The sequence below is a fragment of the Collinsella sp. LCP19S3_C9 genome (assembly GCF_052121575.1).
Lineage (GTDB): Bacteria > Actinomycetota > Coriobacteriia > Coriobacteriales > Coriobacteriaceae > Collinsella.
The window spans coordinates 77013-101243 of the sequence record NZ_JBQKDZ010000003.1 but is presented as its reverse complement, the minus strand read 5'-3'; the positions used below and the strand labels follow the sequence as shown (position 1 = coordinate 101243).

Genomic DNA, 24231 nt, shown 5'->3' with positions numbered 1-24231 from the left:
TCGTGTCCGATCGTCCCAAGGCATCTGCTCCCAAGACGCCTGCGCGCAAAGCTGCCACTGCGGGAGCGCCTGCAGCGAAGAGCGGCACCGGTTCCTGGCTTGCGGGCTTTATTACCCGTGCCGCCGCCGGTATCGTCTACGCCGTCGTCTTTATCCTGTGCCTGGTTTTGGGTATCGTGCCCACCGCCATTTTTGTCTCTGTCATGAGCGGGCTTTGCTGCTTTGAGTTTTTCCGTATGACGAGGCTCGATGGCAAGGTCGCCAACGAGCACCTGGGCATTATTGCCGCCGTGCTCTTTCCGTTATCGGCGCTTGGCGATTCGCTTTTGCTGAACGCCCTGCTTTTTGCACTGATGCTCGCGGTGGGCATTTGGTATGTTTGGTCGCCGCGTACCCGCATCTCTGATGTGGCCGTGACGCTCATGGGTCCCATCTACACAGGCTTTATGCTGTCGGCTATTGTGCTGCTGCGCGATGCCGTGCCCGGTTTTGCCGGCGCCCTGCTTTCAGTGGGTGTTTGCGCGTCCCTTTGGGTCTCCGATTCGTTTGCCTACATCGTGGGCAGCCGTATCGGCAAACACAAGATGGTCCCCAAGATCTCTCCCAATAAGAGCTGGGAGGGCTTTGTTGGTGGTATCTTGGGCTCGGTTCTCATCTGGCTCATTTTGTGGGTGACGCATTTCTATAAGCTGAGCTTGCCCTATGCGCTGCTTTGCGGCGTGGTTGTGTCCATCCTGGGCGTTATCGGCGACCTTATCGAGTCGCGCATCAAGCGCGGTGTGGGCGTCAAGGATTCCGGTAACCTTATCCCGGGCCACGGCGGCATGCTCGATCGAAGCGATTCGCTTATCTTCGGCTGCATCACCGCGCAGCTGATGCTGATGATCGGAGGCGTGCTGTAATGTCCTTCCAGACGACCTATGGCTCCGATGGACGTCTCCGTGTTGCCATCCTGGGCTGTACGGGCTCTATCGGTACCCAGGCGCTCGATGTTTGCCGTCAGCATGCCGATCGTCTGCAGGTGACGGCGCTTTCCGTTAATTCCAGCACCTCCGAGCTCGTTGCCGCTGCCCGCGAGTTCTCGGTTCCGGCGGTTGCCGTGGCCGATGTCGCTCATGGCGATGACGCCGTGCTGCAGGAGTTGCCCGAGGGTACGGAGCTCGGCGTTGGTGCGCAAGCGGTTTGCGAGCTCGCGCGTCGCGACGATGTTGACTGCGTGCTTGTCGCTATTGTGGGCGCCTCCGGTCTCGAGGCGAGCCATGCGGCCTTGACCTCGAATAAGCGCCTTGCCCTTGCCAATAAGGAGTCGCTCGTTGTTGGCGGTGACCTGCTGATGCCGTTGGCACAGCCCGGTCAGCTTATCCCGGTCGATTCCGAGCATTCTGCAATTTACCAGTGCTATCTGGGTGAGAATCCGCGCGAGGCCCATTGTATTTGGCTTACCTGTTCGGGCGGTCCGTTCTTTGGCCGTTCGCGCGAGGAACTCGACCGTGTGACGCGCGCCGATGCCCTGGCGCACCCTACGTGGGCTATGGGTGCCAAGATCACGATTGACTCCGCTACCCTCATGAACAAGGGCCTGGAGCGTATCGAGGCGATGCACCTCTTTGGTTGCGACCTCGACTTTATCAACGTGGTCGTTCAGCGCCAGTCAAAGATTCATTCGATGGTCGAGTTTGCCGACGGCTCCGTGATGGCGCATCTCGGGGCATCTGACATGCGCATTCCCATCCAGTTTGCCTTCTCGTATCCCGAGCGCTGGGATACTCCGGCTCCGCGCATCGATTTCCGCGAGTTGGGTCAGCTTACCTTTGATACGGCCGACATGGATACGTTCCGCTGCCTGGCGCTGGCCGAGCGTGCGGGCAAGACGGGCGGCACCATGCCGTGCGTGCTCAATGCTGCCAACGAGGTCGCCGTCGATGCCTTCCTGCATGATGGCTGCAGTTTTACCGATATCGATCGCATTGTGGAATCCTGTATGGATGCGCATGATGCGCAGACGGTCGATTCGTTTGAACAGCTTCGCGGTATCGATGCGTGGGCGCGTGAAAAGGCCGCGCAAGTGCTCGCCGCAACCCGTTTTTAACCCATAAGGATTGCTTTTTCGTTTTATGGAAACTGTTCTGAGCGTTCTCTCATCGGTCTTTTGGGGCCTGCTGATGCTTTCCGTCCTCGTGTTTTTGCACGAGGGCGGCCACTTTTTGGCGGCGCGTGCCTGCGGCGTCCGGGTGACTGAGTTCTTTTTGGGCCTGCCGTGTCGCTTTGATATTCACCATACGTCTCGTCGGATCGGCACCAAGTTTGGCGTGACCCCGCTGTTGCTGGGTGGGTATGCTGCCATCTGTGGCATGGATCCGACCGATGTCTCGTATGCCGATCGCGTGCTTGCCGCCATCTATCGCCACGGCCGTGTGACGGTGGCCGATCTTGCCGTCGAGCTTGAGCTGTCCGAGGAGGATGTGCTCGAGGCCTGTGCTTTGCTGCTGGGTTGGGGATCCATAGCTCCCTGGTATGAAGAAGGGGAAAAGCCTTCGCCTGGTTACTATCCCACCAAGTACCAGACCCTGCCGCGTGATGCGGCGGGTTATACCACCTTTGACGGCCGTCGGTTCGATCGCGAGCACGCGACTGCCGAGGGCGATGTATGGGAACTGCCGTGCGGCGAGGCCGAATTCCTTGCACGCGAGCGCTCGCACACCTATTTGGGTCAGGGCTTTGTCAAGCGTGCCTTTATGCTGCTTGCGGGCATTATCGTCAATATCCTGACGGGCTTTTTGCTCCTTATGAGCATCTATTCCATCGCGGGTGTTACGGTGCCGGTGGACACCAATGTGATCGGCCAGGTTGATGAAGGCTCGATTGCCTCCGCGGCGGGAATCGAGGATGGCGACGCGATTCTTTCGGTCGACGGAGTATCGTGCTCTACCTGGATGGACGTTTACGATGCCATTGGCAAGGCTGCCGGTAAAGACGATATCGCCATTGAGTACGAGCGTGACGGCAAGAAGCATTCGACCACGGTTGCGCTCAAAGAGGACGAACGCCTAGGTGTGTATGTCTCTACGCAGGTGGTCCGTTTAGACCCTATCACGTCGGCTCGCCTGTCGTTCTCCTATGTCGTGCAGACAGCGCAGGGCGTGATGCGCCTGCTCCAGCCTCAGCATACGATGGAGATTCTCGATCAGTCCTCTTCGATCGTGGGTATTAGCGTTATGTCCTCACAAGCTGCTGCTGCCGGCCCTGCCACGTTCCTTTCGTTTGCCGCCCTCATTTCGTTCTCGCTTGGCTTTATGAACCTGCTGCCCATCCCGCCACTCGATGGCGGCAAGTTGGTCATCGAGATCATTCAAAAGATTGCGGGCCGCGAGCTTCCGCTCAAGGTCCAGACGATTGTGAGCTATGTGGGCATCGCGCTCTTTGCGCTGCTGTTTGTCTATATGCTTCGTTCCGACATCCTTCGATTTATTCTGTAGGGGAGTGTTTGGATTGTCTTTATCCCATCCTTTGCCTCACGAGTTGACGCGCCCCGTGCATGTGGGCGGCGTGCAGATCGGTGGAGGCGCGCCGGTGGTGGTCCAATCTATGACCTGCACCGATACCGCTGATGCCCAGGCAACGCTTGCGCAAGTGTTCGCGTTGGCGCAGGCTGGCTGCGATATCGTGCGCGTGAGCGTGCCCACCGAGGCCGCACTTGAGGGTTTCCGCACCATCTGTGCCGAGTCTCCGGTGCCGATCGTTGCCGACATCCACTTTAACCATAAGCTCGCCATTGGTGCCGTTGAGGCCGGTGCTGCCAAGCTGCGCATCAATCCCGGCAATATCGGCGATTGGGCCAAGGTTGACGCGGTAATCGATGCTGCGGGTGCCGCGGGCTGTGCGATTCGTATCGGCGTCAATGCTGGTTCGCTTGAGCAGGATATCGCTGAGCGCGACGACCTCACGCAGCCCGAAAAGCTCGTGATGTCGAGCGAACGTTTCGTCAAGCATTTTGAAGACCGCGGCTTTACGAACATTGTGCTTTCGGCCAAGGCCCATAGCGTGCAAACGACGCTCGACACCTATCGTGCCCTGTCGCGTGAGATTCCCCACGTTCCGCTCCACCTGGGCGTTACCGAGGCGGGCACCAAGCTGCAGGGCACCATCAAGAGCTCGGTGGGCCTTGGAATCCTGCTGTCCGAGGGAATCGGTGACACCATGCGCGTTTCGCTCACGGCCGATCCGGTTGAGGAGCCGCCGGTCGCCTGGGGAATTTTGCAGTCGCTGGGCCTGCGTCGCCGCGGCCCCGAGATTGTCTCGTGCCCCACGTGCGCCCGCTGTCAGGTTAACCTGATCGCAATCGCCGAGGAAGTAACCGAGCGGCTTAAGAACTATGCCGCGCCGCTTTCGATTGCCGTCATGGGATGTGCCGTCAATGGCCCCGGTGAGGCTTCTGATGCCGACCTGGGCGTTGCTTGCGGACGTGGTCAGGGCCTGCTCTTTTCGCATGGCCAGATCATTGGTAAAGTAGCGGAGGACCAAATTGTCGACGCGCTTATGGCCGAGGTCGACAAGCTTATTGAGGAGAAATAAATGACCCGAGCAATGTATATGTCTAAGCTGTATGCTCCGACGCTCAAAGAGGATCCGGCCGACGCTGAGCTTGCGAGCCATCGCCTGCTGCTCCGTGCCGGTATGATCCGCAAGGAGGCTGCCGGTCTCTATTCCTATCTGCCGCTCGCGTGGCGCTCGATTCGCAAGATTGAGAACATCGTGCGCGACGAGATGGACGCCGCCGGCGCCCAGGAGCTCATGATGCCCATCATGGTCGATGCCGAGCTGTGGCGTGAGTCCGGCCGTATCGATGCCTATGGCAAGGAGCTCGTGCGCTTTGATGACCGCCACGGCCGCGAGTTCGTGCTGGGCCCCACGCACGAGGAGACCGTGACTGCCCTGGTGCGCAACGAGCTGCGTTCATACAAGCAACTGCCGGTGAATCTCTATCACATCCAGGACAAGTTCCGCGACGAGTTCCGTCCCCGCTTTGGCCTGATGCGCGGTCGCGAGTTCATCATGAAAGACGCCTACAGCTTTTCTGCCACGCAGGAGAGCCTGCAGGAGGAGTACGACAAGATGAAGCAGGCCTACGCCAATATCTGCGAGCGCTGCTACATTAAGGCCCTGCCCGTCGTCGCCGATTCCGGCGAGATCGGTGGCGATACCTCCGTCGAGTTCATGGCGCTGGCAGAGGCCGGCGAGGCTTCGCTGGTCTACTGCGACGATTGTGGCTTTGCTGCCGATGACGAGGCGGCAAGCACCAAGGTCGTTGTGACCGAGGGCCCCGGCGACGGCACACTCACCAAGGTCGAGACTCCGGGTATGGGCACCATCGAGGCCGTCGCCAAGTTCTTCGGCTTCCCCGAGAACGGTACGCGCAAGTCGCTGGCTCTCATCGACGCCGAGGGCAAGCCGGTTGTGGCCATCGTTCCGGGCGATCATGAGCTCAACGACTGCAAGGCCGAGCATGTCTTTGGCAAGGGCTATCGCATGATGACCGACGAGGAGCTCCAGACCTACGGTCTGCATAAGGGCTTTATCGGACCGGTTAACCTGCCCGAGGGCATTCGTCTGGTCTGCGACGAGAGCCTGCGCGAGTCCAAGCAGTGGGCCTGCGGTGCCAACGAAGTCGACTATCACTTTACCGGTGCCTGCCCCGAGCGCGATTTTACCGTCGACGAGTGGGCCGACCTGGTTACCGTCGTTGCCGGCGACCCTTGCCCGCACTGCGGCAAGCCGCTCTCTGCTGCTCGCGGCATCGAGGTTTCCCAGGTCTTCCAGCTGGGCACCAAGTACTCCGAGGCCATGGGTGCCACCTTTATGGACGAGGACGGCAAGGAGAAGCCGCTTATCATGGGTTGCTACGGCGTGGGCGTCTCCCGCTCGCTCGCTGCCGTCGTGGAGCAGCACAACGACGAGCACGGTATCGTTTGGCCGGTCTCCGTTGCCCCGTATGAGGTTGCGGTGATTCCGCTCGACCCCAAGAAGGAGGAGTGCGCTTCTGTTTGCGATCAAATCGTCGAGGGTCTGTGCGCCGAGGGTATCGAGGTTGTCGTTGACGACCGTGACGAGCGTCCCGGCTTTAAGTTTGCTGACAACGACCTTATGGGCTTCCCTTATCAGGTGGTGCTCGGCAAGCGCGGCCTTAAGAACGGTACCGTCGAGCTCAAGGATCGTGCCACGGGCGAGCGCGAGGATGTGGCGATCGGTGAGGTTGTCGCCAAGGTGGCTGAGCTTGTGAAAGCAGCACGCCGTTAATCGAGCCCGCTGCGTTTAGTGCACTTGTTAAGCGGCCCTGCGTCTCTCGAGGTAGAGATGCAGGGCCGCTTTTGCGTCTAAGGGACATTCGTTGCTAAAAGGAAAGCCCCGCAGCCCATGCGAGCTGCGGGGTTTTCCTTTGTGCCTCCGATGCGAAATAAATCGCTCAGATATTACTGATAATCGACGACGTCGATCCAGTTCTTCAGGAACTCATCGTTCACGTTGCGCTTACGAGCGAGCTCGGAAGCGGCGACGATGCTCGTCCACTGACGCACGACCTGCATGGGCATGTCGGCGCGATCGCAGTAGAGCTCCAGGTAGGCCTCGGCCTGGTCCTTGCTGTTGAGGGCAAAGAGCAGGTAGGTGGTGGCAACGTCGGCAGCAGGGGAGCCCTGGGTGGCGTGTGCCCAGTCGCAGACGTACAGCTGGCCGTCGTCGCCAACGATGACGTTGGAGGGGTTGAAGTCGCCGTGGCAGACCTTGAACTCCTTGGTCATGCCGTCCAGACGCTCCTGAAGGTTGTAGCGCGTGGTGGCATTGAGCTGATCGAGGCTGTCGATCATGCGGGCGAACTTGTCGCGCTGACGGTTGAGCAGCGGGGAGGTGTAGCCGTGGATCTCGATCTGGAGGTCGACGAACATCTCGAGGTACTCACCAAAGCGCTGGGGCTCGGCAGTCATCTTCTCGGCAAGGGTGGTGCCCGGAACCTTCTCGGTCACGAGCGCCCAGCCGTTGGCGTTCTCGAGCTGAGAAACCTCGAGAGCCTTGGGGCTGCGGATGCCGCACTCATTGATGCGGGCAAGATTCAAAGCCTCGTTGAACACGTCGGAGACGGGCTTGGTCTCGTTAAAGACCTTGACGATCTTGTCGCCCAGGTCGTAAACGACTTTGTTGCCGCGACGGACGAGCTCGGTCTTGGATTCGGGGAGCAGCATGATTGCATCCTTTCAACGATGCGATAGAAGCAGTGGCGGGGGCGTGCGTGCGCCCGTTCACCCCCGCCGAAATAACCGTGCTAAAAACTAGCAGACGGCGTAGTCCTGGGGCTCGCGGCCATAGTAGGCGTCCAGGTAGAGCTCCTTGATCTCGCTCATGAGCGGGTAGCGCGGGTTAGCGCCGGTGCACTGGTCGTTGAATGCCTGCTCGGTCATCTCGTCGAGGGTGTCGAGGAAGTACTGCTCGTCAACACCGTAGTCGGCGATGGTCTTCTTGACACCGATGAAGTCCTTGAGCTCCTCGAGCTTCGTGATGAAGTTCTCGAAGACCTCCTTGTCGTCCTTGCCCTCGATACCGCAGTACTTGGCCATCTCGGCGTAGTTGTGCAGCGCGTTGGGGTAAGGATACTGGGAGAACGTGCCCATCTTGACGGGGGCCTCGGCGGCGTTGTAGCGCATGACGCGAGTCAGGATGATGGCGTTGGCGATGCCGTGGGGCAGGTGATGGAAGGCACCGAGCTTGTGGGCCATGGAGTGGTTGAGGCCCAGGAAGGCGTTGGCGAAGGCCATACCGGCCATGCAGGAGGCGTTGTGCATCTCCTCGCGGGCATGCGGGTCCTTCGCGCCGTTTTCGAAGCTGGAGGGCAGGTTCTCGAAGACGAGCTTGGCAGCGCGCTCGGAGAGGCCCTTGGTGTAGTCGGAGGCCATGATGGAGACATAGGACTCGATGGCGTGGGTCATGACGTCGATGCCGGAGGCGGCGGTCAGGCCGCGCGGGGCGGTCATGCAGTTGTCGGCGTCGACGATAGCCATGTTGGGGAGCAGTGCGTAGTCGGCGAGCGGCCACTTGATGCCGGTCTCCTTGTCGGTGATGATGGCGAACGGCGTGCACTCGGAACCGGTGCCCGAAGAGGTCGGGACGGCGACGAAGTAGGCCTTCTTGCCCATCTCGGGGAAGGTGAAGATACGCTTGCGGATGTCCATGAAGTCCATGGCCATGTCCTCAAACTTGCACTCGGGGTGCTCGTACATCATCCACATGATCTTGCCGGCGTCCATAGCGGAGCCACCGCCGACGGCGATGATGACGTCCGGCTCAAAGAGAGCCATCTGCTTGGCGCCGCGACGTGCGCACTGCAGCGACGGATCGGGCTCGACGTCGTAGAAGCAGTCGTGGGCGATGCCCATCTCGTCGAGCTTGGCCTCGATGGCGCGGGTGTTGCCATTCTTGAAGAGGAACTGGTCGGTGACGATAAAGGCGCGCTTCTTGCCCATGACGCTGCCCAGTTCGTCGAGAGCGACGGGTGTGGAACCCTTCTTGAAGTAGACCTTCTCGGGAGCGCGGAACCACAGCATGTTCTCACGGCGCTCGGCCACAGTCTTAACGTTGATCAAGTGCTTCACCCCAACGTTCTCGGAGACGGAGTTGCCGCCCCAGGAGCCGCAGCCCAGGGTCAGAGACGGCTTCATGCCAAAGTTGTACAGGTCACCGATGCCGCCGTGCGAGGACGGGGTGTTGATGACGATACGGCAGGCCTTCATGACATGCTCGAACAGGCTGATCTTATCGGCCTGGGCGGGATGCACGTACAGAGAGGCGGTGTGGCCCGGGCCACCGGCGAGTACCAGGTGCTCGGCCTTGTCGACGGCCTCCTGGAAGTCCTTGGCGTGATACATGGCCAGGACAGGGGAGAGCTTCTCGTGGGAGAACTCCTCCTTGGCGGGGTCGGTGGAGGTGACCTCGGCGATCAGGATCTTGGTCTTGGCGGGAACCTCGATACCGGCGAGTTCGGCGATCTTGGCGGCAGCCATGCCGGGGATGCGGTGATCGAGAGCGCCGTTCTTGAACATGGCGCCGCGCAGGGCCTCCATCTCGGCACCCTGCTTGACGAAGTAGCAGCCGCGCTTCTGGAATTCGGCCTTAACCTGGTCATAGATGGTGTCGATGACGGTCACGGACTGCTCGGAAGCGCAGATCATGCCGTTGTCAAAGGTCTTGGAGTGGATGATGGAGTTGACGGCGAGCAGCACGTCGGCGGTGTCGTCGATGACGACCGGGGTGTTACCGGCGCCAACGCCCAGGGCGGGCTTGCCCGAGGAGTAGGCGGCCTTGACCATGCCCGGGCCACCGGTGGCGAGGATGATGTCGACATCGCGCATGACCATGTTGGTCAGCTCGATGGAGGGGACATCGACCCAGCCGATGATGCCCTCGGGGGCGCCGGCCTTGACGGCGGCGTCAAGCACGAGCTTGGCGGCGGCGATGGTGCACTTGGCGGCAGCCGGGTGCGGGGAGATGATGATGGCGTTGCGGGTCTTCAGGCTGATCAGCGTCTTGAAGATCGCGGTGGAGGTGGGGTTGGTCGTCGGGATGACGGCGCCCACGATGCCGATGGGCTCAGCGATCTTGGTGATGCCGTAGGCCTCGTCGCGCTCAATGACACCACAGGTCTTGGTGTTCTTGTAAGCGTTGTAGATGTACTCTGCGGCGTAGTGGTTCTTGATGACCTTGTCCTCAAGAACGCCGCGACCGGTCTCCTCGATGGCCATCTTCGCCAGCGGGATACGAGCCTTGTTGGCGGCCATGGCGGCCTCGTAGAAGATCTTGTCGACCTGCTCCTGCGTGTACGTAGCAAAAAGCGCCTGGGCCTCTCGCATCTGAGCGAGCTTAGCCTCAAGCGCCTCTACGTTGTCCACAATTGCGGGAGTAGTGTTTTCCGGTGACTTTTTCACCATTTGTGTCTCCTTGCGATCGGAGATTTACCCTACGTGTTGCATGATAGCAAGAAATTATTCGGCGAACGGTAAGATTCCCGTAAAAGGCACACTAAAACGCTTCAACTAGCTGAAGCGTTTTAATTAAAAATATCAGCCTGGCATCGGCCTGCTCATTGGGGACAGACTTATATGAGCGCTTTCACTCATTTGGGACAGACATCGTTTTGCCATTTCGCTGTTCTGGACCTGTTATGGCGGTGCAGCTGCTCGATTATATCCATCTCAATCCCGTGAAAGGTGCGCTCGACTCACTCGAGGCGTACCGATGGTCAAGCTTCAAGGCATATCAGCTGGGCTACGATCCCTTTGACATTTGTGATGCGGCCCCTATGCTCGATATTGTCGGAGGCTCCCGTTGCTATTGCGAGCATCTCAAGGAAGCTGCCGGGCGCATCTGGTCGGTGGAGGTTCTTCCACGCCGTCGGATCCCCGATGAGGAGGCCCTTTCCGTTGCGCGCGAAGTCCTGCCGAGCATAGATCCTACGCTGCTTAAGGCCCTGCCACGCCCCGAACGCGATGCCTGCCTGCTGAGGCTCCGGCAGGCACATCTCACGGTCAAGCAAATTGCCCGTATCACCGGTATCGGCGCTACAAGTGTGACCAAGGCCACCGCGGGCTGGAAGGAAGCTGCGTGAGGCAGGGGCCGGAGCTAGTCGGGGCGCCGCAGACATGCATCATGTCTGTCCCCAATGAGTGAAAACACCCATGTAAGTCTGTCCCCAATGAGCGAAAACACCCATGTAAGTCTGTCCCCAATGAGTGCAAAAAGGCGCCCTCCACAAGAGAGGACGCCTTTGGTAAGTTCTATGTGAACGCGAGGTCTTTGACCCGGAGAGTCCGAGGTACTTGTTGGTAAGACCTTATTTAGGAGCGCGCAACCTTGCCAGACTTAAGGCAGGTGGAGCAAACGTTCATCTTGCGACGGTGACCATCGACGACGACGTAGACGCGCTGGATGTTGGGGCGGAACTTACGGTTGGTGACGCGGTGAGAGTGGCTGATGGAGCGACCGGCAACGGGGTGCTTACCGCAAACTTCGCAAACTTTGGACATAACTGACCCTCCTTGGGCGACAAACGAACATGTCGCGTTAACAAACAAGCCTGAACTATAGCACAGAAGCAGCTCCCTGTGCGTAATCTACACAGAGATATTTCTCTTATGGCGATAGTGCCCACGCTACGGCCCTGGACGTAGATCCGATTTGCGTGTAGCAGAGGGGATTATGCCAGCTCGCATCGACGTTTTCAAGCTTGTCCCGCAAATATATATAGGTTTATGGAGCGTTGAGTCCGTTTGCGGATTGCTCCGTATTAATGCTCGCAATTAAGCTCGGGGTTGGCTACACTATCCCTTGACCATTAAAGGGGTACGAGATACCCACATGGATTTATATTGCTGCCATAGAGCAGTCCTTCCTGTGGGTGTCTGGTCCGCTTTGAGCGGTCGGGCATCTATTTTTTTGACTGTATCAGCAGTCAAGACATGTGAGGAAGGAGATCGATGGGCACGACTTCCCCCAAGGCGGTCATCATGGACGAGACCGCCGTCAACCGAGCGATGACCCGCATCGCGCACGAGATTCTCGAGCGCAACGAGGGCTGTGAAGACCTCGCTCTGGTCGGCATCGTCACGCGCGGCGACCTTCTGGCAAAGAAGCTCGCCGAGGCGATCAAGGAGATCGAGGGTGTTGACGTTCCGCTCGGCAGCCTGGACATCAGCTTCTATCGCGATGACTATGCGACTAACTTCGCTCCCGCGATCCACGCTACCAACATTCCCTTCAGCGTCGACGGCAAGCGCGTCGTTTTGGTGGACGACATCCTGTACACGGGCCGCACCATCCGCGCCGCTCTGGACGCCGTTATGGACCTGGGCCGTCCGAGCCGCATCGAGCTGGCAGTTCTCGTTGACCGCGGTCACCGCGAGCTCCCTATCTCGCCGGACTTTGTCGGCAAGAACGTTCCCTCGTCGCACGAGGAGAACGTGCACCTATATATGAAGGAAGTCGACGGCCGTACCGCTGTCGAGATCAACGACGTCGCGCCGGGTTCCCACGTGGGCTCCGCGCCGCTGGGAGGTGAGTAGTACCGTGGCGTTCAATCATAAGCACCTGATCGACATTACCGAGTACTCCGAAGAGGACATCAAGCTCATCCTCGAGACCGCCAAGGCGTTCTCCGAGGTCAACGAGCGTGCCATCAAGAAGGTCCCCACGCTCAAGGGCAAGACCATCGTCAATATGTTCAACGAGCCCTCGACGCGTACCCGCAGCTCCTTCGAGCTCGCCGAGAAGCGTCTTTCGGCCGACAGCCTCAACTTTGGCGGCTCCTCGACCTCCACGGTCAAGGGCGAGAGCCTCGTCGATACCGTCGAGACGCTCAACGCCTACAAGATCGACTGCATCGTCGTGCGCGACAAACATGCCGGTGCTCCCTACATCGTCACGCAGAATTCGCCCGCGAGTGTTATCTGCGCCGGTGACGGTAAGCACAACCACCCCACGCAGGCTCTGCTCGACCTGTACACCATCTGGGAGCACAAGGGTGACTTCCACGGTCTGAAAGTCGCCGTCGTCGGCGACATCGCCCACTCCCGCGTCTGCGGCTCGCTGATCCCCGCGTTGAAGATCATGGGCTGCGAGACCTACGCCGTCGCCCCCGGCACGCTGCTGCCGCCGGCGCCCGAGGTTCTGGGCTGCGACCACGTGACGAGCGACCTCGATTCCGTCCTGCCCGAGCTGGACGTCGTCTACATGCTGCGCGTACAGCAGGAGCGCCTCGAGGGTGCCCCGTTCCCGACCATTCGCGAGTACCACAAGCTCTTCGGCCTGACCAAGGACCGTGAGAAGCTCATGAAGCCCGACGCGATCATTTGCCACCCGGGCCCCATCAACCGCGGCGTCGAGTTCGACTCCTATATGGCCGACCACCCGCAACGCTCCGTCATCCTGGAGCAGGTCTACGCCGGTATCTGCGTGCGTATGGCTATCCTGTATCTGCTGCTTGGAGGTGCCGATAATGGCCTTGCTTCTTAAGAATGCCCACGTCGTCGATCCGTCCGTCGAGCTTGACGGGGTCGTTGACGTCCTGATCGACGGCGACAAGATCGCCGAGGTCGGCGAGAACCTCGCCGCCGAGGGAGCCGAGGTCCGCGACCTTTCCGGTAAGTACCTTGTCCCTGGCCTGGTGGACATGCACGTCCACCTGCGCGAGCCCGGCTACGAGGTCAAAGAGGACATCGAGAGCGGCACCCGCGCAGCTGCCAAGGGCGGCTTCACTGGCGTGTGCGCCATGCCCAACACCGACCCCGTTACCGATAACGGTACCGTTGTTGAGTTCATCAAGTCCCGCGCTGCCGAGGTCGGCCACTGCCGCGTCTATCCTTCTGGCGCCATGACCCGCGGTCTTAAGGGCGAGGCTATGTCCGAGATGGGCGATATGGTCGCCCACGGCGCCGTCGCCTTCACCGACGACGGTCGCGGCGTGCAGGGTGCAGGCATGCTCCGTCGCTGCATGGATTACGGCAAGATGTTCGGCAAGGTCTTCATGAGCCATTGCCAGGACGAGGACCTGGTCGGCCACGGCCAGATCAACGAGGGCAAGGTTTCGACTCGTCTGGCCCTCGAGGGCTGGCCGGCTGCCGGCGAGGAGCTCCAGATCGCCCGCGACATCGAGATCGCAAAACTGACCGGTGCCAAGCTGCATATCCAGCACATCTCCACCGCCCATGGCCTGGAGCTCGTGCGTGCCGGCAAGGCCGCTGGCGTTCAGGTTACCTGCGAGGCCACCCCGCATCACATGTTCCTGACCGAGAACGACCTGGACGAGACCTACAACACCTCGCTCAAGGTTAACCCGCCGCTGCGTACCGACGAGGATGCCGAGGCCATCCGCCAGGGTGTCATCGACGGCACCGTCGACGTCATCGTCACCGATCACGCTCCCCACACGCCGTGGGAGAAAGCCCGTGAGTTCGAGCTCGCGCCCTTTGGCATGATCGGCCTCGAGACCTCGCTGTCGCTCGTGCTCACCGAGCTGGTCAACACGGGCAAGATGGGGATGGGCCGCATGGTCGAGCTCATGGCTATTAAGCCGCGTGAGATCCTGGGCCTCGACCAGGTTCAGGTCAAGGCGGGCTCTGTTGCCGACCTGACCGTCTTCGACGCGTCTGTCACCTGGACGGTCGGCGAGGACGGTTACGAGTCGCGCGCCGAGAACTCCGGTTTTGCCGGCCGCACGCTCACCGGTCGTGCCACCGATGTGTTTGTCGGCGGTAAACAGACGCTTGCCGACGGCTGCATCTGCTAGCATAGCCTTATCGCTTTTGCGCGCGGTGCCCTTGCGGTGCCGCGCTTTCTGTTCGTTTGGTCCATGCAACTGCATGGGGGATTGGAGCGTCTATGCCCACACCTTCCACTGCACGCATGCACGACTTCGAGGTCGTCTCGAACCAGGAGATCGCCGACGGCATCTTCTCGCTCGTTATTTCGGCCCCCAAGCTTGCAAGTGCGCTCAAGCCCGGTCAGTTTGTGAACATCGCCGTGCCCGGCGATGCCTCTTCGCTGCTTCGCGTGCCCTTGAGCTTCTATCGCTCTGACGCCGAGGCCGGTACCGTCGAGCTGTGGTACGCCGTCGTGGGCGACGACACCCGTCGTCTGTCGCAGATGGGCCCCGGCTCCAAGTCCAACCTGTTGGGCCCTGGCGGCCGCGGCTGGCTGGTACCCGAGGGCACCAGGAAGGCGCTGCTCGTGGCGGGCGGCATCGGTGTTCCGCCCGTGCTGTGCCTCGCTGGCATGCTTGCCGAGCAGGGCGTGGCCGTTGACGTGTGCCTGGGTTTTGGCACCGCGTCCAAGGTCGTGGGCGTCGATGAGTTCCGCGCGCTGGGAGCCACGGTCAACGTGTGCACCGACGACGGCTCGTTGGGTACGCACGGCTTATGCACCGATCCTGCCGCTGAGCTGCTCGGCAAGGGCGGTTACGACTACGTCGCCAGCTGTGGTCCCGCCCCTATGATGAAGAAAGTCGCCGCCGCTGCCGCCGAGGCCGGCGCGTACTGCGAGGTGTCGCTCGAGCGCATGATGAGCTGCGGCTTTGGCGCCTGCAACACCTGCAATGTCGAGACGGTCGACGGTATGAAGGGTGCCTGCATGTGCGGCCCCGTGTTCGATGCTTCCAAGGTGGTGGTCTTCTAGTGGGTACCGTGAACATGTCCGTCGATTTCGGCGGCGTCAAGATGCAGAACCCCATCAACACCGCAGCCGGTACCTTTGGCTACGGTTGGCAGTTCCAGAACTTCTTTGATGTCTCCCAGCTGGGTGCCATCACCACCAAGGGTTGCGCTGCCGAGCCCTGGCCCGGCAATCCTGCACCCCGCATGGCCGAGATCCCCGGCGGCATGATCAATTCCGTGGGCCTGCAGAACCCCGGTGTGGCCGCTTTCGCCCGCGAGTCCGGTCCGTGGCTCGAGCAGCTCTCCAAGGACGGTTGCCAGGTCATCTGCCAGGTTGCCGGTCACTCCGTTGATGAGTTCGTGCGCGCGCTCGAGATGTATGTCGAGCTGTGCCCCTGGGCTGCCGGCTATGAGATCAACGTGAGCTGCCCCAACATTGCCGCCGGCGGTGCCGCCATGGGCTCCACGCCCGAGGGCGCCTCTTCCGTTATGGCTGCCTGCCGCAAGGTGACCGATAAGCCGCTGTTCGTTAAGATGGCTCCGGTCAACGTTGCCGAGATCGCCCGCGCCCTCGAGGCTGCCGGCGCCGACGGCCTTTCGGTCATCAACTCCATCCAGGGCATGGCCATTGACGTGCATACCCGCAAGTCCCGTGTGGCCAAGCCCAAGGGCGGCCTTTCGGGCCCGCTGTGCCACCACATCGCCGTGCGCATGGTCTGGGAGGTCGCCCAGGCCGTCGATATCCCCATCAACGGTGTCGGCGGTGTCATGACCGGCGAGGATGCGGCCGAGTTTATCCTGGCCGGCGCCACCTGCGTGTCGGTCGGCATGGCCAACTTCGTCGACCCGTGTGCTTCGCTTAAGATCGCGCACGAGCTCGAGGCCTGGGCGGAGTCCCAGGGCGTAAAGGACATCAACGAGCTGGTAGGTGCGTTCGAATGCTAGAGACCGATGCCCGTGACCGTGTTATCGTTGCCCTCGACTGCGACCGTGAGCGCGCACTCGAGCTCGCCCATGAGCTTTCGGGCCATGCCGCCTGGCTCAAGGTGGGCATGACGCTCTATTACGCCGAGGGTCCCGAGATCGTCAAGACGTTCAAGGATTTGGGCTTTAAGGTCTTCCTCGACCTCAAGTTCCATGACATTCCGCATCAGGTGCGCGGTGCCGCTCGCTCGGCCTCGCTTGCCGGTGCCGACCTGCTCTCGGTCCACGGCTTGGGTTCGGGCGCCATGCTCGCTGCCTGCCGCGAGGGTGCCGAGGAGGCGCGCGAGGACCGCGCCAAGCTCGTCGCCATCACCGTACTTACGAGCATGAATCAGGACGCGCTGGCGGAGATCGGCGTCGAGTCGCCCGTGGCCGAGGAGGCCGCTCGCCTGGCAAAGCTCGCTCAGGCCAACGGCATCGACGGTATCGTGTGCTCGCCGATGGAGGCTCACGACATGCGTGAGCTACTCGGCCCCGACGCGCTGATCGTGACTCCGGGTGTGCGTCCGGTGGGTGCCGCCCTGGGCGATCAATCCCGTGTGGCGACACCTTCCCAGGCTATCGAGCGCGGTGCGAGCCACATCGTGGTGGGCCGTCCTATTACCGGCTCCGACGATCCGGTTGCGGCCTTTGACGCCATCGTCGCCGAGCTGGTCGAAAACGTCGCGTAAAAGATTCCCTCAAGTCACCACTTTTGGGTCTTATTAGCACAAATTAGCCCTTGTGCCTGCGAAAACTTTCCCATCCTTTGTGTGGAATCACAGGTCAGGGGCTCAACTTTGACCTCCGTATATTGCACTTTTCGCAGGTATCGTCTAACCTATGGAGCCGTCGATTGGGCATTTAGTGCGTTTGACGTGCTAAAATGCTAATTATTGCATCAGATATAACCCAACTATTTGGAGGTTCGAATGGCACTCCCTCAGCTTACCGACGAGCAGCGTAAGCAGGCTCTTGAGAAGGCTGCCGCCGCACGTCACGCCCGCGCTGAGCTTCGCGAGCAGATCAAGAAGGGCGAGAAGTCTCTCGAGTCCGTGCTCAACTCCGATGACCCCATCGCTTCCCGCATGAAGGTTTCCACCCTCATCGAGTCTCTGCCCGGTTATGGCAAGGCCAAGGCCGCCAAGATCATGGAGGAGCTCGGCATCTCCGCTACCCGTCGCGTCCAGGGCCTCGGCGTCCGTCAGCGCGAGCAGCTCCTCGAGCAGCTGACCAAATAAGTGAGCGCTCAGGATTCAAAGCTCTTTGTGATTTCTGGACCGTCAGGTGCAGGCAAGGGGACGCTCGTCACTCGTGTGCGCGAGCGCCGCTCGAACCTGGGCCTGACGGTTTCGGCTACCACGCGAGCGCCACGTAAAGGTGAGGTCGACGGCGTCAACTACTTTTTCCTGACGCGCGAGGAGTTCGACCGCCGCGTGGCAAACGGTGAGTTTGTTGAGTGGGCCGAGGTCCACGGTAACTGCTACGGCACGTTGGTGAGCGAGGTCGCATCCAAGCTCGCCTCTGGCTCGTCTCTGATTTTGGAGATTGATGTCCAGGGTGCCCTGCAGGTCAAGGAGCGTTTCCCCGAGGCCGTGTTGATCTTTATCAAGCCGCCTTCGCTTGAGGTGTTACGCGATCGCCTGGTCGGTCGCGGTACCGAGACGCCCGAGACGATCGAGCTGCGTATGGCAAACGCCGCCGATGAACTTGCCCTTGCCGACCGCTACGACGACGTCGTGGTGAATGACGATCTCGACCGCGCGACCGATGAGCTCGTTCGCGTTCTCGATATGCATGAAAGGATCTGAGGTCCGTGTCCGTTGTAAAGCCTTGTATTGACGATCTTCTGGAGAAGACCGATCACAACCGATTCCTGCTCGCCTCGCTTGCCTCCAAGCGCGCCTGCGACATTAACAGCATGCTGCGCGGCCAGCACAACCGCGTGCTTGCCGTTCAGGATGTCGATGACATTACCATTGCCCTCTCCGGCGCCGATACCATCTCGATGGCTATGGACGAGATTGTCGACGGCGATATCTCCTACGACGAGGCTCGTTACAAGAAGGCGCTCGGCCACAAGGTTGCTGAAGCCTAAATGGCAGCTCGCGTCTGCCTGGTCCACTATCACGAGGTTGGACTGAAGGGCAAGAACCGCGCACATTTTGAGCATATCCTCATGGATAACATCAAGGCGGCCTTGGCCGCCTTTTCCGTGAATGCCGTATCTCGAATTTCCGGTTATATCCTCGTGACCTTTAACGAGCATCAGGCCGACGAGGCGGCGCGTGTCATTCGCACCGTCCCCGGCGTTGCCCGCGTGTCCCTGGCATATCACACCAACCGCGACCCGCAGGAGTACTGCGCCGCCGCCGTGAAGGCGCTGCGTGAGTTTGGTCCTTTCGATTCGTTTAAGGTGCATGCCAAACGCTCTAACACCGACTACGAGCTCACCTCGATTGATATCAATCGTCAGGTTGGCGAGGTGCTGTGCGAGGCCTTCCCCGATAAAAAGGTCCAGATGCACGACCCCGACGCGATGGTGCACGTACTGGTGGTCCAGGGTAGCGTTTACGTGTATGCGCGCTCCGAGCGCGGCGTGGGCGGTCTGCCGGTGGGTTCCGCCGGCAAGGTTGTGACGCTTCTGTCGTCGGGCATCGATTCTCCGGTGGCGACCTGGATGCTCGCGCGTCGCGGCGCGGTGTGCGTGCCGGTGCATTTCTCCGGTCGTCCGCAGACACCCGATACGAGCGAGTATTTGGTTCAGGACATTATCCGTGCGCTTGCGCCGGGCGTCCAGATCGGCCGCCTGTACGTGGTGCCGTTTGGCGATTGCCAGCGTGAGATTTCCGTGGCCTGCCCCAGCAACCTGCGTGTGATCATGTATCGCCGCATTATGTATTCGGTTGCCGAGCGCATTGCGCGTATCGAGGGCGCCAAGGCTATCGTGACCGGTGAATCGCTCGGTCAGGTTGCCTCCCAGACGCTCGAGAACATTATGGCCGTCAACGAGGCCGTCAAGATCCCCGTGTTCCGCCCGCTGATCGGTTCGGACAAGCAGGAGATCATCGCGCGTGCCGAGGAAATCGGTACCTTCGATATCTCGACCGAGGCTGCTCCCGATTGCTGCACGCTCTTTATGCCGCGCCGCCCCGAGACGCACGCAAAACTCGATGCCGTGCATGAGGCGTGGGAGCTGTTCGATCACGAGGAGATGATTGAGCGCTTGCTCAAACAGACCGAGTACATCGACTTCGAGAGCAACACGTACAAGGCCCCTAAGACCTTAAAACGTAAACATCCTCAGCTTGCTCCACGTGAGATTTACCAAGATCACGAATAATGTTGTGTATAGACCGGCGGTGCATTTGCATCGTCGGTCTTAATCTACCTGGGCATGAGGCGATAAACGGTTCATTTGTCGACGTGTATCTGAATAAATGGACACTATCCTGCAAGGTTTTGGTCAGCTTTTGGTTTGACTTCGATAACCGGTGTGGGCGTGCGGAGGCTACGGCGCTCGTTTCCTGACACGATGGTGTTGGGAGGTGTTTGCTATGGCGCAACGCGAGCAACACGAACGGGTTAAACGGATGGACCGCTGGGCAGAAAAGCTGCTCGGCCATAAGGCGATGGTCGTGGCGATTCTGATTGTCATTGCCGCCGCGAGCGGCTTGGCGATGGCAAGTTTTGGTAGCCGCTCCAGCGGCGTGTCGTTTGAGCGTAGTGATGAGGCGGGCGCCTCGGATGTGCGCGGGGCCGGGGATGGGTTACCTGATGATGCCGATGAGTCGTCTGCCAAGAGTTCTTCTGCTGCTGAGGTGTACGTCGATGTCGATGGCGCCGTTGCGAGGCCTGGCGTGTACCGGCTCAAAGACGGAGCGCGGGTGTCCCAAGCGATCGATGCCGCCGGAGGGCTTACGGCTGAGGCGGATGTGACAGGGCTTAATCGTGCGTCCAAGATCACAGATGGTCAAAAGATCTATGTTCCGATGGTGGGGGAGCAACAAGCGGCTGCGGCGGTCGGCGGGGTCGAAAGCGGTGCTGCCATGACTGCTGGTGCGGGGTCTTCGTCGGGGCTTGTGAATATCAATACGGCAAGTGCGGCGGAACTGCAGACGCTTTCGGGCATCGGGCCTTCTACGGCCCAGTCGATTATCGATGAGCGGACTCAAAACGGGGCCTTTGCCTCGGTCGATGACCTCATGCGCGTATCGGGGATCGGTGAGAAAAAGCTCGCCAAAATCAAAGATTGCATCTGCGTATGAGTGTGTCCGAGTGCGAGCATTTGATGCCGCCGCGGCCCCTGATGCCGTGGACGATGGCCCTTTGTTCTGGTTTGTGTGCGAGCTGCGGCCTGGTACTTAACGTGGCAGCCGATTTGCTGCTGGGAGAGCGGGCAGCGCCCGTCACATTGCTTATGGCCATTCCCGTTGCGTCTGCCGCGTGCATCGTATTGGCTCGGTTTTGTATGCGTCTTGTGCGGTGGAGGCGATGGCTGTATGCCGCGGCCCTCGGCCTCCTGGCGGGAGCGGTCGTGTCCGCGAGTTGGGCGATAGGGGCGCTGCGTGCTTCGACGGCACTGGATAATCGAGCTGCGAGCAGTCTCGAGTTTGTTGTACAGGGTGACCCATCCATCAATGACGGGACGTACTCCTATACCTGTGATTCATATGCGGGTGGAAAGCGCTTGGGCGAGATACGGCTGTCGTGTGACCGTGAGCTCGGCGCCGGTTCGCATGTGCATGCTGTCGGTCGAATTTCGCGGTTTGAGAATGATGCGTATGGGCGCTCACGCGTGCTTCGAGGCGAGCTTCGAAAAGTTAAGGTCATCCGGTTGGTATCGGTTGACGAGGGCTTTCCGGGGCCGTTGCCCTGGCTGCGAAACGAGCTCCTTGCCGCTATCGCGCCCGAGATCGATCCGGCGCGCTCGCTCATTGCCGGCGTTGTCTGCGGACGCTCCTCCGAGCTGCGTGCTCAGCCGGCGGGCGATTTGTTTTCGGTAACGGGCACCGCACATCTTATCGCCGTCTCGGGCAGCCATCTTGCCATCGTGGGGTTTGTGATTGAGAGCGCCCTGCAAAAGACTCGCCTCTCTCGTGGGCTGCAGAGAGGGCTGTTGGTGCTGGCCCTCGCTGCCTATGCCGTCTTTACGGGCGCTTCGCCCTCGGCCGTGCGCGCGTGCTGTATGGTGGCGGTGACGCTTGTCGTCAACGGCGCCGGACGTCGTCGGCATGGCCTTTCGGCTCTATTTTTGACCATGACAATCTTTATGTTGCTGCGGCCGACAGTATTGTTCGAGATGGGTTTTCAGCTATCGTGCGTTAGTGTTTTTGCCATCCTTTGTTTTTGCCCCTACGCTACCTACGCCTTGGGCGAGCTGGGCGTGCCATCGGGGGTTTCCAGTATTTTGTCCGTCACGCTGTGCTCGCACATCGCGACACTTCCCGTAACCATTCCCGCATTTGGGATGTTTTCGCTCATTGCCCCGCTTGCAAATGCCGTGATCGGTCCGGTGATAAGCGTGCTGCTCGCATCTTCGGTTGTGCTGGTGCCTTGCTCGCTTGTGCCGCTCTTGCGTCACGGGGCGCTTGTGGTGCCCATGGCTATCGCTCGCTGTGCCCTGTTCTTTGAGCAACTCTTTGCTGCCGTTCCGGGCGCATCCGTAAGCGTGCCGCCCGATACGCCCTTGGTATACGTGGTGCCTTTTTCGCTGGTGGTCCTCTTGGTCTTGTGGCCACGCCCCAGCGCGCGGCCCATGGCAGTGGGGCTGCTGTGTTTGATGCTTGCGGCGGGCGTTCCGTATGTCTATTGGGATCGATGTGCGCCGCCTTCGGTGACAGTCCTTGATGTTGGCCAGGCCGATGCGATTCTGGTTCGTCAGGGTGGCGCCGTGGCGCTCGTCGACTGTGGGCTCGACGCGCGCGTGGTGTCGGCGTTGGTTCGCAATAACGTCCACCATATCGACGCCGTCTTCGTGACACATTGGGATGAAGACCATTGGGGCGGTCTTCCCGACGTACTCGATCGGTTTTCGGTGGGAACCATTGCGGTTGCGGCGGATGCGCTGGGCAGCGCGCCTGCTGAGGTTCTGAATCGCCCAGGCGTCACGTATCGGCAGGTGGCTCGCGGAGACACAGTCGATATCGGCGCATTTCGGGCTCGTGTGATGTGGCCGTTTGATACGGTTGACGGTGAGGGCAATGAGGACTCGCTTGTCTTGCTGCTCTCCTATGCTCAGGAAGGCAAAAGCCTGCGTATGCTCCTCACCGGTGATGCCGAGCTCGATCAGGAGCGCGAGTTTGTACAGGAGGTGGGTGATATCGATGTGCTCAAGCTGGGCCATCACGGCTCAAAAGATTCTGTCGATACAGACCTGCTGGAAACCCTTAAGCCCGAGCTCTCTATTGCGAGCGCGGGCGAGGGCAACCGCTACGGCCATCCATCCGATGCCTGCATCGATGCCGTTAGCGATGCGGGCGGCGCGTTCGCATGCACTATCGAGAGAGGCGACATTACCGTCTCGCCGACTGCGGCCGGTTTTGCCATGCGATGACAGCGACCGTGATGCTGCCGTTGGCGCGGGACCAACCCGTGGGATAGAATGGCACGGTACGAACAGGAGAGCCTGCGGGAGGGGAGCGCGATGTCTGAAACCGGTTTGCTGCCGGCATATCTGATCGTCGGTACCGACGGAGTCAAGCGCGACCACGCCGTCTCGCGTATGAAAGCACGTCTGGAAAAGTCGGGTATGGTCGAGTTCAACCTCGACGAGCGCGACATGACCAAGGACCCCGATATCGAGTCCATTATCGGATCGCTCAACACTTTTCCCATGGGCAGCGAGTTTCGCTTGGTAATCCTTGACGGCTGCTCAAAGCTCGCCAAGGCGGTCTCGGAGCCGCTTGTCGAGTATTTAGCGAGTCCAAGCCCCACAACGGTCTGTCTCATCATCGCCGACTCGCTTGCCAAGAACACGCGCCTGTATAAGGCGATCGCCAAGATCGACAAGAAGGCCGTGATCGATTGCTCCGGCACCAAGCGCTGGGAGCTACCGCGCCGCGTGCAGCAGATGGCGACGCAGCACGGCAAGTCGATCTCGACGGCGGCCGCCGAGGAACTCGTCTCGCGTTCGGGTGAAAACACTCGCATGCTCGATAACGACTTGGCCAAGCTTGCCCAGATGGTCGATGCGCCGCAAATTGAGCTTGCCGATGTGGAACGCTGGATCGTGCGCACGGCCGAAGTTCAGCCCTGGGATTTTCTCAACGCGGTCTCGGCTCGTGATATGCGCCGCTCGCTTGAGCTCTTTGGGCTGCTACCTGCCAAGAGCTATGTGTGGACCTACACGCTGCTGTGCGGACGCATTCGCGAGCTTATCGTCGCCAAGGCGCTCGATGCGCGTGGGCAGGGTCGCGAGCTTGCCGCGACGCTCAAGCTTCAACCCTGGCAGGTTAAGAATCACCTGACCTGGGCACGCCGCTTTTCGATGGCGGAGCTCGTCGCGGCGCTCGAGGGCGCGGTCGATGTTGAGCTCGCTCTTAAGGGTTCGGCCGATTCTCAGAACGCGCTTTTGCTCTGGATTACGAACATCTTGAGAAAATCGTGATGATACCTGTCTATTTGACAAATTCGTTCTATCCCTTTGAGGGGGAGCGTGCTATAGTAGGCGCTTGCATGACCTCACCGTGTCTCAGAGGTGTCATACATTTTTTGCAAGGAACTCGAAAGGAACTCCAGAAGTGGCAAACATCAAGTCTCAGAAGAAGCGTATCCGCACCAATGAGGCAGCTCGCATGCGTAACAAGGCTGTCAAGTCCGAGCTCAAGACGCTGACCAAGCACGTCCAGTCCGCCGTCGCCGAGGGCGACGCCGAGAAGGCCCAGGCTGCCCTCAAGACCGTCACCAAGCGTCTCGACATGGCTGCCGCCAAGCATGTTATCCACAAGAACCAGGCTTCCAACCGCAAGTCCGGTCTTGCCAAGCTCGTGAACAGCATCAACGCCTAAGTTGTAAATTTCACACCACACAGATTGCGCGCATAAATGGAGCCTGTTTTATGGAACAGGCTCCATTTTTTGTACCG

The 24231-nt window shown here is 60.2% G+C and carries 23 protein-coding genes; 20 read left to right on the top strand and 3 right to left on the bottom strand.

Annotation, left to right across the window (positions count from 1 at the left end; translation table 11 throughout):
• Positions 1 to 2 precede the first annotated feature (2 nt).
• From ACTQXI_RS02420 to ACTQXI_RS02400, 5 genes are read left to right on the top strand one after another with little or no spacing between them, the layout of a single operon-like run.
• The gene (locus ACTQXI_RS02420) at positions 3 to 902 is read left to right on the top strand and encodes a phosphatidate cytidylyltransferase (RefSeq protein ID WP_441067766.1); all 900 of its coding nucleotides are present in this window, start codon (positions 3 to 5) and stop codon (positions 900 to 902) included.
• A complete protein-coding gene (dxr, locus tag ACTQXI_RS02415; protein ID WP_441548256.1) occupies positions 902 to 2089 on the top strand; it encodes a 1-deoxy-D-xylulose-5-phosphate reductoisomerase in 1188 nt (395 codons plus the stop codon). Before ACTQXI_RS02420 ends, dxr begins: the two co-directional genes overlap by 1 nt.
• Positions 2090 to 2114: 25 nt before the next feature.
• A complete protein-coding gene (locus tag ACTQXI_RS02410) occupies positions 2115 to 3476 on the top strand; it encodes a M50 family metallopeptidase (protein WP_427726866.1) in 1362 nt (453 codons plus the stop codon).
• 31 nt (positions 3477 to 3507) lie between these two features.
• Positions 3508 to 4572, top strand: a complete 1065-nt coding sequence (gene ispG / locus ACTQXI_RS02405) for a flavodoxin-dependent (E)-4-hydroxy-3-methylbut-2-enyl-diphosphate synthase (RefSeq protein ID WP_441548255.1) — start codon at positions 3508 to 3510, stop codon at positions 4570 to 4572.
• Positions 4573 to 4584: 12 nt separating this feature from the next.
• Positions 4585 to 6294: a proline--tRNA ligase gene (locus tag ACTQXI_RS02400; protein ID WP_441548283.1), complete on the top strand. Its 1710-nt coding sequence runs from the start codon at positions 4585 to 4587 to the stop codon at positions 6292 to 6294.
• 173 nt (positions 6295 to 6467) lie between these two features.
• On the opposite strand, the gene ACTQXI_RS02395 is transcribed toward ACTQXI_RS02400, so the two are convergent.
• The gene (locus tag ACTQXI_RS02395) at positions 6468 to 7232 is read right to left on the bottom strand and encodes an aminoglycoside phosphotransferase family protein (protein WP_154516259.1); all 765 of its coding nucleotides are present in this window, start codon (positions 7230 to 7232) and stop codon (positions 6468 to 6470) included.
• A gap of 87 nt (positions 7233 to 7319) precedes the next feature.
• Positions 7320 to 9968: a bifunctional acetaldehyde-CoA/alcohol dehydrogenase gene (gene adhE / locus ACTQXI_RS02390; RefSeq protein ID WP_427795671.1), complete on the bottom strand. Its 2649-nt coding sequence runs from the start codon at positions 9966 to 9968 to the stop codon at positions 7320 to 7322.
• Between the two features lie 233 nt (positions 9969 to 10201).
• On the opposite strand from adhE, the gene ACTQXI_RS02385 reads away from it, so the two are divergent.
• Entirely contained in the window at positions 10202 to 10645 is a 444-nt protein-coding gene (locus ACTQXI_RS02385) for a hypothetical protein (RefSeq protein ID WP_441548254.1), read from the top strand.
• A 229-nt stretch (positions 10646 to 10874) separates the two neighbouring features.
• Here ACTQXI_RS02385 and rpmB read toward each other — a convergent pair whose 3' ends face one another.
• Positions 10875 to 11063 (bottom strand): 50S ribosomal protein L28, encoded by a 189-nt coding sequence (gene rpmB / locus ACTQXI_RS02380; RefSeq protein ID WP_022094725.1) that lies wholly within the window; start codon positions 11061 to 11063, stop codon positions 10875 to 10877.
• A 450-nt stretch (positions 11064 to 11513) separates the two neighbouring features.
• Between rpmB and pyrR the strand changes: the two genes are divergently transcribed.
• The 14 genes from pyrR to rpsT all read left to right on the top strand — a co-directional run bounded on the left by pyrR (position 11514) and on the right by rpsT (position 24154).
• Positions 11514 to 12098, top strand: coding sequence for a bifunctional pyr operon transcriptional regulator/uracil phosphoribosyltransferase PyrR (pyrR, locus tag ACTQXI_RS02375; RefSeq protein WP_138374176.1), 585 nt, complete (start codon positions 11514 to 11516; stop codon positions 12096 to 12098).
• A 4-nt stretch (positions 12099 to 12102) separates the two neighbouring features.
• Positions 12103 to 13047 carry an aspartate carbamoyltransferase catalytic subunit gene (locus ACTQXI_RS02370; RefSeq protein WP_035138537.1) on the top strand — a complete coding sequence of 315 codons (945 nt, stop codon included), beginning with the start codon at positions 12103 to 12105 and terminating at the stop codon, positions 13045 to 13047.
• Positions 13031 to 14320 carry a dihydroorotase gene (locus ACTQXI_RS02365; protein WP_427717534.1) on the top strand — a complete coding sequence of 430 codons (1290 nt, stop codon included), beginning with the start codon at positions 13031 to 13033 and terminating at the stop codon, positions 14318 to 14320. The genes ACTQXI_RS02370 and ACTQXI_RS02365 overlap by 17 nt, the downstream gene beginning before the upstream one ends.
• A 116-nt stretch (positions 14321 to 14436) precedes the next feature.
• Entirely contained in the window at positions 14437 to 15204 is a 768-nt protein-coding gene (locus ACTQXI_RS02360; protein WP_441548282.1) for a dihydroorotate dehydrogenase electron transfer subunit, read from the top strand.
• Positions 15205 to 15218: 14 nt separating this feature from the next.
• The gene (locus ACTQXI_RS02355; protein WP_427717595.1) at positions 15219 to 16127 is read left to right on the top strand and encodes a dihydroorotate dehydrogenase; all 909 of its coding nucleotides are present in this window, start codon (positions 15219 to 15221) and stop codon (positions 16125 to 16127) included.
• Positions 16121 to 16837 carry an orotidine-5'-phosphate decarboxylase gene (gene pyrF / locus ACTQXI_RS02350; protein ID WP_427747926.1) on the top strand — a complete coding sequence of 239 codons (717 nt, stop codon included), beginning with the start codon at positions 16121 to 16123 and terminating at the stop codon, positions 16835 to 16837. Before ACTQXI_RS02355 ends, pyrF begins: the two co-directional genes overlap by 7 nt.
• 240 nt (positions 16838 to 17077) lie before the next feature.
• Positions 17078 to 17386 carry an integration host factor, actinobacterial type gene (gene mihF / locus ACTQXI_RS02345; protein ID WP_006236130.1) on the top strand — a complete coding sequence of 103 codons (309 nt, stop codon included), beginning with the start codon at positions 17078 to 17080 and terminating at the stop codon, positions 17384 to 17386.
• Positions 17387 to 17956, top strand: coding sequence for a guanylate kinase (gmk, locus tag ACTQXI_RS02340; RefSeq protein WP_370450596.1), 570 nt, complete (start codon positions 17387 to 17389; stop codon positions 17954 to 17956).
• 5 nt (positions 17957 to 17961) lie between these two features.
• Positions 17962 to 18243 carry a DNA-directed RNA polymerase subunit omega gene (locus ACTQXI_RS02335; protein WP_441067754.1) on the top strand — a complete coding sequence of 94 codons (282 nt, stop codon included), beginning with the start codon at positions 17962 to 17964 and terminating at the stop codon, positions 18241 to 18243.
• Complete coding sequence (gene thiI, locus ACTQXI_RS02330; RefSeq protein ID WP_441548253.1) at positions 18244 to 19488, top strand: tRNA uracil 4-sulfurtransferase ThiI; 1245 nt, start codon at positions 18244 to 18246, stop codon at positions 19486 to 19488.
• Positions 19489 to 19702: 214 nt separating this feature from the next.
• Positions 19703 to 20413, top strand: coding sequence for a helix-hairpin-helix domain-containing protein (locus ACTQXI_RS02325; RefSeq protein ID WP_441015498.1), 711 nt, complete (start codon positions 19703 to 19705; stop codon positions 20411 to 20413).
• A gap of 269 nt (positions 20414 to 20682) precedes the next feature.
• Positions 20683 to 22701 (top strand): DNA internalization-related competence protein ComEC/Rec2, encoded by a 2019-nt coding sequence (locus ACTQXI_RS02320; RefSeq protein ID WP_441548252.1) that lies wholly within the window; start codon positions 20683 to 20685, stop codon positions 22699 to 22701.
• A 90-nt stretch (positions 22702 to 22791) separates the two neighbouring features.
• Positions 22792 to 23754 carry a DNA polymerase III subunit delta gene (gene holA, locus ACTQXI_RS02315; RefSeq protein WP_427747932.1) on the top strand — a complete coding sequence of 321 codons (963 nt, stop codon included), beginning with the start codon at positions 22792 to 22794 and terminating at the stop codon, positions 23752 to 23754.
• A 133-nt stretch (positions 23755 to 23887) separates the two neighbouring features.
• On the top strand, positions 23888 to 24154 hold the full coding sequence (gene rpsT, locus ACTQXI_RS02310) for a 30S ribosomal protein S20 (protein ID WP_022094714.1): 267 nt from the start codon (positions 23888 to 23890) through the stop codon (positions 24152 to 24154).
• Positions 24155 to 24231: the final 77 nt, after the last annotated feature.

Coding starts and splice junctions, on each gene's coding strand:
- ACTQXI_RS02400 (WP_441548283.1), top strand. CDS start 4,585: ATGTATATGTCTAAGCTGTATGCTCCGACGCTCAAAGAGGATCCGGCC.
- rpmB (WP_022094725.1), bottom strand. CDS start 11,063: ATGTCCAAAGTTTGCGAAGTTTGCGGTAAGCACCCCGTTGCCGGTCGC.
- mihF (WP_006236130.1), top strand. CDS start 17,078: ATGGCACTCCCTCAGCTTACCGACGAGCAGCGTAAGCAGGCTCTTGAG.
- ACTQXI_RS02410 (WP_427726866.1), top strand. CDS start 2,115: ATGGAAACTGTTCTGAGCGTTCTCTCATCGGTCTTTTGGGGCCTGCTG.
- adhE (WP_427795671.1), bottom strand. CDS start 9,968: ATGGTGAAAAAGTCACCGGAAAACACTACTCCCGCAATTGTGGACAAC.
- holA (WP_427747932.1), top strand. CDS start 22,792: ATGTCTGAAACCGGTTTGCTGCCGGCATATCTGATCGTCGGTACCGAC.
- ACTQXI_RS02325 (WP_441015498.1), top strand. CDS start 19,703: ATGGCGCAACGCGAGCAACACGAACGGGTTAAACGGATGGACCGCTGG.
- pyrF (WP_427747926.1), top strand. CDS start 16,121: ATGCTAGAGACCGATGCCCGTGACCGTGTTATCGTTGCCCTCGACTGC.
- ACTQXI_RS02360 (WP_441548282.1), top strand. CDS start 14,437: ATGCACGACTTCGAGGTCGTCTCGAACCAGGAGATCGCCGACGGCATC.
- thiI (WP_441548253.1), top strand. CDS start 18,244: ATGGCAGCTCGCGTCTGCCTGGTCCACTATCACGAGGTTGGACTGAAG.
- ACTQXI_RS02395 (WP_154516259.1), bottom strand. CDS start 7,232: ATGCTGCTCCCCGAATCCAAGACCGAGCTCGTCCGTCGCGGCAACAAA.
- ACTQXI_RS02365 (WP_427717534.1), top strand. CDS start 13,031: ATGGCCTTGCTTCTTAAGAATGCCCACGTCGTCGATCCGTCCGTCGAG.
- pyrR (WP_138374176.1), top strand. CDS start 11,514: ATGGGCACGACTTCCCCCAAGGCGGTCATCATGGACGAGACCGCCGTC.
- dxr (WP_441548256.1), top strand. CDS start 902: ATGTCCTTCCAGACGACCTATGGCTCCGATGGACGTCTCCGTGTTGCC.
- ACTQXI_RS02355 (WP_427717595.1), top strand. CDS start 15,219: ATGTCCGTCGATTTCGGCGGCGTCAAGATGCAGAACCCCATCAACACC.
- ACTQXI_RS02385 (WP_441548254.1), top strand. CDS start 10,202: ATGGCGGTGCAGCTGCTCGATTATATCCATCTCAATCCCGTGAAAGGT.